This window comes from Veillonella sp. (genome assembly GCF_018364065.1).
GTDB lineage: Bacteria > Bacillota > Negativicutes > Veillonellales > Veillonellaceae > Veillonella_A.
This window is the reverse complement of the sequence record NZ_JAGZMO010000001.1, coordinates 250340-262209: the sequence shown is the minus strand read 5'-3', so window position 1 is coordinate 262209 and position 11870 is coordinate 250340. Positions and strand designations below refer to the sequence as shown.

The window sequence follows — 11870 nt, the reverse complement described above, 5'->3', positions numbered from 1 at the left end:
CGCTGCAGCAAACGTGCAAGAAGTGCGTTTGAACGTGCGAGAAGTACGATTGTTGCAGCTTAGATATGAAAATATGCCTATAGAGCAGAAATGAGAGATATGCTTTATAGGTCGGGATGTATTAAACGAGAAATAAAGAGAAGTAAGAGTGAGGGTCATATATGAAACAGGTAAATGTTGCATTGTTGGGCTTCGGTACTGTTGGGCAGGGGACGTTTGAATTACTGCAGAGTAATAAGGCGCTCATTGCACAACGTACGGGCGTAACGATTCATGTAAAATCTATTTTTGTGCGCAACGCGGACAAGTATAAGCATATTGAGTTGCCGGAAGGCACACAATTTATCCAATCCGTGGACGCCATTTTGGCCGATCCTGAGGTACAAATCATTGTGGAAGTCATGGGGGGCATCGACTTCGCCAAGGATTGTATTGAAAAGGCGATTATGGCGGGCAAACATGTAGCGACCGCAAATAAAGATTTGTTGGCCGATTATGGCCCATACTTATTAGAACTGGCAGCTAAACAGAATGTAGATTTGCGTTATGAAGCCAGTGTATTGGGCGGTATTCCAATTATCCGCACGCTCTATGAATCATTGGGCGGCAATAAAATAACTGAACTGGTGGGCATTTTAAATGGTACCACCAACTTTATTCTGTCCAATATGACAGAAAAAGGTGCCGGTTACGAAGAAGTGTTGAAAGAGGCGCAGGAGCTGGGATATGCGGAAGCAGATCCTACGTCCGATGTGGAAGGGTATGATGCAGCCAGAAAACTGGCTATTTTGTCATCCATCGCCTTTAACCGCAAGTTGTTTTTCAGCGACGTAAACGTGGAAGGGATTACCCGTATTGATGCGACAGACATTGCCTTCGGCAAAGAGTTCGGATACACCATAAAATTATTAGGTATTGCGAAGGAAACGAAAAAAGGTTTGTCCCTCAATGTATTACCGGCGTTTATCTCTTCGGATCATCCGCTGGCTTCGGTACGCAGTTCTTACAACGCCCTTTACGTAAAAGGCAACGGCATCGGCGACGCCATGTTCTATGGCCGCGGTGCAGGCAGCTTGCCTACAGGCAGTTCCGTAGTTAGCGATATTATGGAAATTGCCAAAAATATTCAAAATGAAAATACAGGACGTTTAATTTCTTTCTTCAATCCGGAAAAGAATCTTTACGCACCGGGGAAGATTGAATCGTCTCATTATATTCGCCTTCTGGTGGATAATAACACCGGTGTTTTGGCGAAAGTGGCCTCGAAATTGGCGGAGCAGCGCATTTCAGTTCAATCCGTTATTCAACGTAATGAAAACGAAAAATTCGCTACTCTGGCCATTGTGACGGCCGCATGTCCGCGCTCTTACATTTTAAATGTAATCGACGCGTTTAAAAATCTTCGTGTAGTTCGTGAGTTAGGCAGTGTAATCCGCATCATGCCAGAATAGGAGGTACTATGGAAACGATTCGCGTTCGTGTACCGGCTACCAGCGCCAACTGCGGGCCCGGCTTCGATTGTCTGGGACTGGCCTTGGAACTTTATAACACATTTACTTTTACACATGATGCCGGCAGTACCGCCAATACATATAGCTTTACCGGATTTGATGCTGAATTGCTGGAAAAAGAAGATCAGAGTCAAAACCTGGTCGGCCGTGCCATGGATGTGGTATTTGCCGAAGCCGGTGAAGCACCTCAATATGGTCATATTCACAGTGACACCAATATTCCGCCTTCACGGGGATTGGGCAGCAGCTCGACCGCTATTGTGGCAGGCTTATTGCTGGCCAATAAACTCTTGAAGAAACCTCTTTCGAAAGAGCGCTTGGTGGAATTGGCCAATCGCATTGAAGGTCATCCGGACAATGTGGCACCCGCTTTACTGGGCAATTTAATTTGCGCTGTAAATGCGGAAGCAGGCCTTTTCTATACATCTGTTATGATTCCAACTGATGTATTTTTTGCCGTAGCTGTACCGGAAGTGACCGTATCTACGGAATATGCGCGCAGTGTGCTGCCGAAGGAAATAAGTCATCATGAAGCCACAGCCAATGTGAGTCATGCCGCCTTATTTGTGACGGCCTTACAGCAGGATAAACCGGAGTTTTTAAAAGTTGCTCTGGAAGACTACTTACATGTGCCATATCGGAAGAAACTCATTCCTCATTGCGAGGACGTGTTCAACGCGGCGTTGGCAAAAGGAGCTCATGGAGCCACGATTAGCGGTTCCGGATCTACCTTGATTGCCTACTGTCCCGCATCAGCGGCGGCAGATGTGGCGGAGGCTATGAAAAATGTTTTTGAAACAAATGGTATTGCCTGCAAGAGCTATGTATTGAAACCGGATACAATCGGTGCTGCTTACGTGTAGAAAATTGCAAAACAACGTTAAATAAGATATAATTATAAGTGTAAATGATTTCGGGACGGGTTCTCGGAATCATTTCGCCTTAATACGAGGAGTTTATTAGTTTTTTCTTGGATACTTCTAGTGATTATGATGCTTTTTAGTGATTCGTTACTTTTCAGTGATTTTGTTGCTTTTTAGTGTTTATTGTTACTTCTATGTTAAAGAAAAAAGGATGTTATAAATGAATAATGTTAAAACAGCAGTTTTATTAGCTCTGATGACAGGCATTTTGATGGTAATCGGCCAGCTCGTCGCAGGACGTAGCGGTCTCATCACAATGTTCTTGATCTCTATGGTTATGAATGCCGTTTCCTATTGGAACAGTGATAAAATTGTACTCAGCATGTACAATGCACAGCCGGTAACAGCGCAGAGCAATCCGGCATTGTTCAACATGGTAGGCAGACTGGCTCAAAATGGCGGCCTTCCTATGCCGAAGGTGTATGTAATCGATACGAATGTGCCGAATGCCTTTGCCACAGGTAGAAACCCTGAACATGGTGCCGTGGCGGTAACTACCGGTATTATGGACCTTCTGACAGACGATGAAATTGAAGGCGTATTAGCTCATGAGTTAACGCATATTAAGCATCGCGATACGCTGATCAGTACAATTGCAGCCACATTGGCCGGGGTTATCACCATGATTGCCAATATGATGCAGATGTTCGCCATTTTCGGCCGCAGTGACGATCGCGAAGGCGGCGGCAATCCGATTGCCATGCTCGCCACCATTATTTTGGCACCTATCGCGGCGGCTCTCATTCAGATGGGGATTTCCCGTTCTCGTGAATACTTGGCCGACGAAGGCGGTGCTATGATGAGCAGAAAGCCGTTGGCTTTGGCTTCCGCATTGGCTAAAATTGATTATTACTCGAAGTATGGTACGTTGCCGGCCAGCACGTCACGCATGGAAACAACGTCTCATATGTTTATTATCAACCCGCTCAGTCACTTCAAAGGCGGTATGAAAAGTTTATTCAGTACCCATCCGTCCACGGAATCTCGTATTGAAGAATTAAAGAAAATTGCAGCTAAGATGCATTAATCTGATCGTTTAGTCAGATAGGTAATTAGGAGGAAAACATGGAGCATTCATTAGTATTAATTAAGCCGGACGGCGTTGCCAAGAAAATTTGCGGTGAAATTATCAGCCGTTATGAACGTAAAGGCCTGACCATCAGTGCCATGAAGCTGATTAATGTATCGCGCGATTTGGCGGCCGCTCACTATGCGGAACACAAGGATAAGCCTTTCTTTGAAGACTTAATCGCTTTCATTACTTCCGGTCCTGTAGTGGCTATGGTGCTCAGCGGTACTAACGCAGTAGCAGCTATTCGCCAGTTAAACGGTGCCACTGATCCGTTGAAGGCGGAAGTGGGCAGTATCCGCGGTGATTTCGGTTTGGCTATTAATGAAAACGTAGTGCACGCATCTGATGCGGTAAGCACTGCGGAACGTGAAGTAGCTCTATGGTTCCCTGAATTTAAAAATTAATAACTCTTAGGATTATTTTTGCTTTTTCATGAGGTAAAGATATGACGAAAATTTACACAAAAACAGGTGATGAAGGTTTAACTTCCTTAGGTACGGGCGAACGTTATTCTAAGGCTTCTTATCGCGTAGAAGCGTACGGTACAATTGACGAGTTACAGGCTGTACTCGGTGTATGCCGTTCTTTTGCCACTCATGAATCGGTGCGCAACTATTTGTACAAGATGGAAAAAGACTTATGGCTTTTAATGGCCGATGTATCCAGCTTGGGGCAGGAGCCGATGATTACGGAAGCTCATATTGAAGCGTTAGAGCATATTATTGACGAGTACTCTGAACAGTTACCGCCGTTGACGGCCTTTATTGTGCCCGGCGATAACCGGAGTTCCGCCTTTTTGCATCAGGCACGTACTGTAGTTCGCCGTGCGGAACGCGCTCTTTGGCGCGTAAGAGCTGAAGGCGAAGCAGTGCATGACGTGAATGTTAAATATTTGAATCGCCTGTCTGATTGCTGTTATATGTTAGCACGAGTAGAAGCCGAATTAGATGTGTAAAAACAAAGCTATGTTACTACTATAAGAGCGGTAACATAGCTTTTTTAGTTAATACTATTAAGTTATTTCACTTCGTTAAGAATTATTTATTCAGCATATCTTCCGGACTGGGATAGAAGAAAAAGATTGTGTTAATATTATATTGGAACTTCTCTCGCAATTTGGCGGCAAAAATAGTTTCAAACTCGATAATTTGTTCAGCGTTGATAAGCGAGTCTTCCACTAATACATGAAGTTGTGGTTCCGCTTCCGGCGCGTTGGGAGGCAATGCATCGCCGCTGAGAGGTATGGATACGATGACGCGGGCCGTGGCTGTATATTCTTCATTTTGATTATAGGCGACCACGCGATAGGTATTTTCCCATAAGGTGGCAAATACTTGTAAGGATAGATTTTCGATAGTCATATAGATCTCCTTTGGTTGTAATTGCTCTTAGTATAGCCTATGAATGTGTATATGAAAAGTGCAATGCTATAATTTTACGAAACGTGATATTATAAATATATGTATCAAGATTGAAGCTTAAGTAAGCTATTCAATATGTGAATGATGTTAGACACAGAAGAAAGGCTGATTCGATGGAACCGAAGATAATATTGTGCACGGGTGGTGCCAGAAGCGGCAAGAGTGAATTTGCCGAACGCTTGGCTCAATCCCTCTACATGAAAAAACACGGTGCAGGTGATGTGTCATCTGATGCCGTCATAGATTCCAAGCAGGCAGGCCTACTATACGTAGCTACCGGTCAAGCCTTTGATGATGAAATGAAAGGGCGCATAGCAAATCATAAGCATCGTCGCGGAACCCGTTGGGAAACACATGAGATTCCCTTGGCACTGGAAGAGCATTGGTCTCAGGTGATGGACGGGGAAGGCTCCATTATATTACTTGACTGCTTAACTATGTATGTGACAAACTACGTGCTTCAACTTTCCGATCCTATTACGAGCGAAGCTGTTGATGCGCTTCAGGAGCGCCTAACTAACGAATTTGACCGCATTATTGAATCGACGCGGGCCCATCATAAGACTTTGATTATGGTGACAAATGAGGTGGGGTCCGGCATAGTACCGGACAATGCGCTGAGCCGTCATTTTCGAGATGTGGCCGGCTATTTGAATCAGCATGTGGCGGCAGCGGCGGATGAAGTATATTTGACCGTTAGCGGTATTACTATAGAAGTTAAATCGAAGGAGGTTCATATATAATGGCGAAGAAAATTATGCTTCAAGGCACTAGTTCAAATGTGGGAAAAAGCATTATAACCACTGCATTGTGCCGAATTTTTTATCGACAAGGATATAAGACAGCTCCTTTTAAAGCGCAGAATATGGCGCTCAACTCCTTTGTTACTTTGTGGGGTCACGAGATTGGCCGCGCTCAGGTGGCACAGGCGGAGGCGGCCGGTATTCCGCCAATCGTACAGATGAATCCGGTCCTTTTAAAACCGACGGGCAATCAGTCTTCGCAGGTAGTACTTATGGGGAAACCTGTAGGCGTGTACAGTGCGAAGGATTATCATACGAAATATTCCTTAATGGCTCTGGATAAGGTAAAAGAAAGCCTTCTTTATTTAGACGAACACTTTGAACGCGTCGTTATTGAAGGGGCGGGAAGTCCGGCGGAAGTAAATTTGAAAGCCAATGATATTGTGAATATGCGCGTTGCCAAGATGGCCAATATTCCGGTATTACTGGTGGCGGACATAGATCGGGGCGGTTCCATTGCAGCCATTGTAGGCACCTTGGAATTGTTGGAACCGGAAGAACGAGATTTGGTAAAGGGCGTAATTATCAATAAATTCCGCGGTGATATTAATCTCCTCACACCGGCGCTCGATTTTATTGAACAGAAAACGGGTAAGAAGGTGGTAGGAGTGATTCCCGCCATTGATAATCTGGATATTGACGAAGAAGACTCCGTGGCTTTGGAGAAACGGCCGTTTCTCCGCAATAAGGAATTGACCATCACCGTGATTCAAACGCCGAAGATTTCCAACTTCACTGATTTTGACGCCTTGTCGAGAGAACCTGACGTGGCCCTTCGCTTCGTGAAGCCCGGAGAATCCATTGGCTACAGCGATTTAGTTATTTTACCGGGCTCCAAGAATACTTTGGCGGACCTGCAGTACATTAAAGAAGAAGGTTACGCTGATGAATTGGCCGCCTTGGTGGCTGAAGGGGTACCGGTTATCGGTATTTGCGGCGGCTATCAGATGCTGGGTACAAAGCTGGCTGATCCGGAAGGGATGGAAGGGTCCATAAAATCTATGGACGGGCTAAATCTGCTGCCTATGGTAACTACTATGAGCCGCGAGAAAATGACTCATCAGGTTGCTTTTGATGTGCCGTGCCTGCGATTTATGGGCGGTACCTATGAAGGTCAGGATCTGTCAGGTTATGAAATTCATATGGGACGCACTGAATTTGAGGGCGAACATACACCTAATTTCATGATAACGAAGCGCAGCCATGATGCCGTACAAATCGGCGATGGCGGTACAGGATCGGAGAACCGTGTGCTTGGCACATATATTCACGGTATTTTCGATAATGACGAGTTGCGTTATTTTATATTAAATCAATTGCGTATCAATAAAGGATTACCTCCGTTGGAGCGCACATTTAAGTATAGAGCCCATAAGGAGGCGGCCTATAATCGGTTGGCCGATATTGTGGAGTCTCACCTGGACATGGATTACATTAATCATTTATTTAAGGAGCCAAATGTATGGAATGGTTAATTAATAATTCACTCTATCTGATTCCGCTCTGGGCATTTATTATGGACTGCCTGCTGGGCGATCCGAATTCGAAATATCATCCGGTGGCGTTAATCGGTCGCTGCATCAGCATATATGAGCGTCGTCTCTACAAGCAGAAGGAACGTCCGCAACGCCAGTTTTTCCATGGATTTCTTACGGTTATATTAACCATTTTTACAGTGTTAATTATATCTTTCGGCTTACAACTCCTGGGCGGCACAATTAGCCCGTGGGTGGGGTACTTCGTAGATATTTTCCTCGTATATATTTCAATCAGCCCGCGCAGCTTGGCATCGGCCGGTCTTGAAATCAGTGAATTGCTGCGCCGGAAGAAGCTCGATATGGCGCGAAAAAAAGTGGGCTATATTGTGGGGCGCAAAACCTCCGATCTTGATGAAGGTGAAATTACGCGAGCCACCGTGGAGACTATTGCGGAGAATACGGTGGACGGCATTATTGCACCGCTCCTGTTCTTTGCCTGTTTCGGCAGCTTGGGTGCCATTTTCTACCGCACCGTAAACACATTGGACTCCATGTTGGGTTATAAGAATGAACGGTACATATACTTCGGTCGCTTTGCGGCTCGTTTGGACGATGTGGCTAATTACATTCCCGCCCGTATTACCTTCATTCTCTATGTATTGGCGGCGGCTATTATGCGGCTTGACTGGCGTAAGGCTATCTCCATAACTGTACGTGACGCTCACAAGCATCCAAGTCCTAATGGGGGCTACGCGGAGGCTCCGGTAGCAGGGGCTTTACACATTCGCCTGGGCGGCTATAATACATATGGAGATAAAACTACATTCCGCGCCTATATGGGCGATAATCTGCGTCCTTTACGGGCACGACATATTGTGAATACAGCGGGCCTTATGTATGTTTGTACCATGTTGGGAATCTTACTCAGCATGGGGCTGTCTAAACTGATAATCAGTTTATTGTAATGTATCGGTCAGTTTATTATGTTAAAAACTTTGTGACCGAAATTTTAAACGTTAGATTTTAAAAAAGTAAGATTGTATAAAGCATTAAGATTATATAACTAGTTAAGATAGTATAAAGGAGTATGAATGAACGCATTTTTTGTAGGTCTCCAATTTTTAACGCGGTTAAAGATTGTGAATCAAACGGAATGGAATATCGAGGACTTTGGCAAAAGTGTAGTTTATTTTCCTTTAGTCGGTGCTGTTATTGGTGCCTTTTTGATGGGCTACTGGTGGCTTTTGGCGGGGCGAATTTCCTTGGAGCTGGTCGCCTTGGGTGCCGTTATATTTGAGTTTCTCTTCACCGGCGGTCTTCATGCGGACGGCTTTATGGACACTTGTGACGGCCTTTTTTCCGGTCGCGACAAGGAACGGAAGCTGGCAATTATGAAAGACAGCCGCGTAGGCTCTAACGGCGTAATCGGCTTCGTCTTTCTGGTCCTTTTAAAATGGCAGTTGTTGCTCATTGTTTCCCAGACGTACATATACGAAGTGCTGTTCATTATGCCTTTATTGAGCCGCTACGGACTGACCTTAAGTATTCGGCTCTTTCCTTATGCCCGTCCTGAAGGGATGGGCAAGGCCTTTGCCGTTTATTCGCCGAAGAGTACATTGTGGATCAGTACGATTTTGACGTTGTGGCCTGTATTCTTATATGGCTGGCATTACCTGCTCTATATGGGTAGTGTAATAGCTATTAATCTCATACTTAATCAGTTTATTATGAAACAGATTGACGGCGTTACAGGCGACACCTATGGTTTCGTCATTGAAACAACGGAACTTATATTTCTCATGGTTGTTATCGGTCTGGGCATGTAAGGGGCGGTACGAATGCTTCATATTGTAAAATCACCGGGCTCCTGCGGTGAACTCCTGCAGGGCTCCATTGACGGGCAGGACTTTCTCGTAACCTGCCCGATTAATTTATACTCTTACGCAATCAGCGGTGACAATCTGAAGATCCGGTTAGACGCTGTAAAGGGAATTATTGAACCACATTTGCCGGAAGAGTTGTGGAGATATCTTGATGCGGAAGTCACTGAGTCGAATGTAAATATCAATACAAATACGAATATCATTACAGATACTCTTTCATTACAGAGTAAATCCCTACATGCTGTGGAGCTTGCAGGAATTACAGGCAATGATGTGAACAATATCATCGGATTATCTCAACTTTTACAGGGAAAAGGGCTCGCCTCCAGCAGCGCGGATATTAGTGCCGTTGCTATGGCGGCATCACTTTTAAAAGGAAAGACTTTATCCTATGAAGAGTTGGCGAAGCTCTGTTTGGCTATTGAACCAAGCGATGCGTCTTTTTATCCCGGCTCTGTTCAATTTGATTATTATAAAGGTAAGGTTACGCGTTATTTAGGCGAACTTCCGTCTATGAAGCTGGTCATCTTTGATGAAGGGGGCACCGTGGATACGGTAGCTTTCAATAGTCGGATAGATTTGAAGGAAAAAGTGGCCGCTAAAGAAGATGTGATACGAGAAGCCTTTGAGTTACTGTTGGCCGGATTTGAAAGGGGCGACAGTTCATTGATTGGCCGAGCGGCTACGATGAGTGCACTGGCTAATCAGTCAATTTTATATAAAAAACATGTACCAACACTTGTTGAAATTGGCAAAGAAACGGGCAGTTTGGGTCTGGTAGTGGCTCATAGCGGAACAGTTATGGCCTTACTGTATCCGGTAGATCAGATGACGGATGAAATAGTTCCGCACGTATTGCAACGATGCGCGGACTTATCTTATCTTTATACAGTGAATACTATAAACACAGGTATAACCTATGTTACAATAAAAGAGTAGGCCTTTTATAATTTGAAGAGATTCTTTTTACGACTTAAAGTTTCAAGTTCGTAAACATTTTTGTGTGCAAAGGAAAGCAGGAGTAACGTGAGCGGAAATCAGCATGGCGGTAATATATATGAATTTAGTGCCGCTCATCAGGTGGATGAGAAACACGTGCTTGATTTTAGTGCCAATATAAATCCCCTTGGCATGAGTCCCTTAGGTCGTCGTGCCTTAGAACGGTCATGGGAACAATGCATACATTATCCGGATATTCATAACAAAGGTTTACTCACAGCCTTAAGCACGCATTTGTCGTTACCTGCCGAAAATATACTGGTAGGCAATGGCGCCGCTGAGCTTTTATATGGGCTGATGGCTTCACTGGTAAACAGTACCGTGTATGTGCCGGCACCGGGGTTTTCCGAATATGAAAAAGGAGCGCGGGCTTTTAATAAGAACGTCGTTTCTTATAGAAAACAGATAGATTCTACGGGGCGCAGTATGGATGCTTCTATGGAAAGAGCTGCTACTTTTGCCGAAAGAATTATTGATGCTTCGACCGGAAGCGTTGTTGACGGGTCACTTCTCATTATGGGCAATCCTAATAATCCTGACGGTTCATTGATTGATCCGGACGAGTTGGATGGGATTATTTCTAAGTGGAAAAGCTATAACAGTTTTGTACTGGTCGATGAATCCTTTATTGAGTTCACCGACGAGAGCCATAGTGCGAGACCGCTTTTGAAGAAATATGACAATTTGTTAATTCTTCATTCGTTGACGAAGTTCTATGCTGTTCCCGGGTTGCGTTTAGGCGCCTTATTGGGAGCACCGGCCTTGTTGGAGCAGGTTAAACAGGTTTTACCTGCCTGGTCCGTCAATCGGGCGGCTCAAATCTACGGGGAAGCGGCATTGGCCGACAAAGAATATATTGAAGCGAGCAAAGTGTTTATACAAAAAGAAAAACAACGATTTTCTAATGCCTTAATGGAACTTCCGTTCTTGCAGGTAGTGCAACCGACAGTGAATTTTATCTTGGTCCGTTGGCTTCCTGAATCACCTGATTTACAGGCATTGACGGCATTTTTAAATCGTCGCTATATAATGATTCGAAATTGCGAAGCCTATGAAGGTTTGGGAACCGGATGGTTTCGCATAGCAGTAAAAAGAGAAGAAGAAAATGATATGTTACTAACACAGGTAAAGGAGTTTGCTGATGAACACAATTTATTTAGTTCGACATGGTCAGACTGACTGGAATAAACAAGGATTATACCAGGGGCACACGAATGTGCCGCTTAACTCGCTAGGCATTAAACAGGCGAAAGCGGTGGCGGAAGTGTTGAAACCGATTCATTTTGACAGTATTATTGCCAGTGACCTGGATCGAGCCCGCATTACTGCGGAATATATTTACGAAGGCCGCAATATCTCCTTTAAAACTGATAAACGCCTTCAGGAAATCAACTTCGGTGAATGGGAAGGCTTGAACTATGAGCAAATTAATGAACGTTGGCCAAACGGCATTTTTACAATGTATCGCAATCCGGATAAATTAAACCTTCCTCAAGGGGAAACCTTTGCGCAGGTACAGGATCGCGCCTGGTCTGCATTGACCGATGAAATGACTGATGTAGGCAGTGAAAAAAGCATTTTGGTGGTGGCTCATGGGGGCACTAACCGTACCATTATTTGTAAGATTTTGAACTTGCCGCTTCATTATTCCTGGAGCTTCAGCCAGGGCAATACATCCATTACCAAGTTGGAATATTATGGCTCCGGTGCTGATGATCACAATATCTTGAACTTCCTGAATGATACAAAGCATTTGGAATTGGTAAAATAGAAGTATAGG

Annotated in this window: 13 protein-coding genes; 12 read left to right on the top strand and 1 reads right to left on the bottom strand. The window is 44.5% G+C overall.

From position 1 onward, the window contains the following. Positions 1-161 precede the first annotated feature (161 nt). The 5 genes from KHZ77_RS01240 (at position 162) to KHZ77_RS01220 (ending at position 4461) form a co-directional block, all read left to right on the top strand. Complete coding sequence (locus tag KHZ77_RS01240; protein WP_295194863.1) at positions 162-1451, top strand: homoserine dehydrogenase; 1290 nt, start codon at positions 162-164, stop codon at positions 1449-1451. 8 nt (positions 1452-1459) lie between these two features. Next, on the top strand, positions 1460-2374 hold the full coding sequence (gene thrB, locus KHZ77_RS01235) for a homoserine kinase (RefSeq protein ID WP_295194861.1): 915 nt from the start codon (positions 1460-1462) through the stop codon (positions 2372-2374). A gap of 220 nt (positions 2375-2594) precedes the next feature. Beyond that, on the top strand, positions 2595-3461 hold the full coding sequence (htpX, locus tag KHZ77_RS01230) for a zinc metalloprotease HtpX (protein WP_295194859.1): 867 nt from the start codon (positions 2595-2597) through the stop codon (positions 3459-3461). Between the two features lie 38 nt (positions 3462-3499). After that, complete coding sequence (gene ndk / locus KHZ77_RS01225; RefSeq protein ID WP_295194857.1) at positions 3500-3910, top strand: nucleoside-diphosphate kinase; 411 nt, start codon at positions 3500-3502, stop codon at positions 3908-3910. A 41-nt stretch (positions 3911-3951) separates the two neighbouring features. Next, entirely contained in the window at positions 3952-4461 is a 510-nt protein-coding gene (locus tag KHZ77_RS01220) for a cob(I)yrinic acid a,c-diamide adenosyltransferase (protein WP_295194856.1), read from the top strand. Positions 4462-4543: 82 nt separating this feature from the next. On the opposite strand, the gene KHZ77_RS01215 is transcribed toward KHZ77_RS01220, so the two are convergent. Continuing rightward, entirely contained in the window at positions 4544-4867 is a 324-nt protein-coding gene (locus tag KHZ77_RS01215) for a hypothetical protein (protein ID WP_295194854.1), read from the bottom strand. A 173-nt stretch (positions 4868-5040) separates the two neighbouring features. Between KHZ77_RS01215 and cobU the strand changes: the two genes are divergently transcribed. The 7 genes from cobU to cobC all read left to right on the top strand — a co-directional run bounded on the left by cobU (position 5041) and on the right by cobC (position 11861). Then, complete coding sequence (gene cobU / locus KHZ77_RS01210) at positions 5041-5670, top strand: bifunctional adenosylcobinamide kinase/adenosylcobinamide-phosphate guanylyltransferase (protein ID WP_295194851.1); 630 nt, start codon at positions 5041-5043, stop codon at positions 5668-5670. Further along, positions 5670-7205: a cobyric acid synthase gene (locus tag KHZ77_RS01205; protein WP_295194848.1), complete on the top strand. Its 1536-nt coding sequence runs from the start codon at positions 5670-5672 to the stop codon at positions 7203-7205. Before cobU ends, KHZ77_RS01205 begins: the two co-directional genes overlap by 1 nt. After that, the gene (gene cbiB / locus KHZ77_RS01200) at positions 7193-8173 is read left to right on the top strand and encodes an adenosylcobinamide-phosphate synthase CbiB (RefSeq protein ID WP_295194846.1); all 981 of its coding nucleotides are present in this window, start codon (positions 7193-7195) and stop codon (positions 8171-8173) included. Before KHZ77_RS01205 ends, cbiB begins: the two co-directional genes overlap by 13 nt. A gap of 126 nt (positions 8174-8299) precedes the next feature. Next, entirely contained in the window at positions 8300-9034 is a 735-nt protein-coding gene (gene cobS, locus KHZ77_RS01195) for an adenosylcobinamide-GDP ribazoletransferase (protein WP_295194844.1), read from the top strand. 12 nt (positions 9035-9046) lie between these two features. After that, positions 9047-10030 (top strand): GHMP kinase, encoded by a 984-nt coding sequence (locus KHZ77_RS01190; protein ID WP_295194842.1) that lies wholly within the window; start codon positions 9047-9049, stop codon positions 10028-10030. An 87-nt stretch (positions 10031-10117) separates the two neighbouring features. Continuing rightward, positions 10118-11269, top strand: a complete 1152-nt coding sequence (locus tag KHZ77_RS01185) for a threonine-phosphate decarboxylase (protein WP_295194840.1) — start codon at positions 10118-10120, stop codon at positions 11267-11269. Continuing rightward, positions 11232-11861: an alpha-ribazole phosphatase gene (gene cobC / locus KHZ77_RS01180; RefSeq protein WP_295194838.1), complete on the top strand. Its 630-nt coding sequence runs from the start codon at positions 11232-11234 to the stop codon at positions 11859-11861. Before KHZ77_RS01185 ends, cobC begins: the two co-directional genes overlap by 38 nt. The last annotated feature ends 9 nt before the right edge of the window (positions 11862-11870 follow it).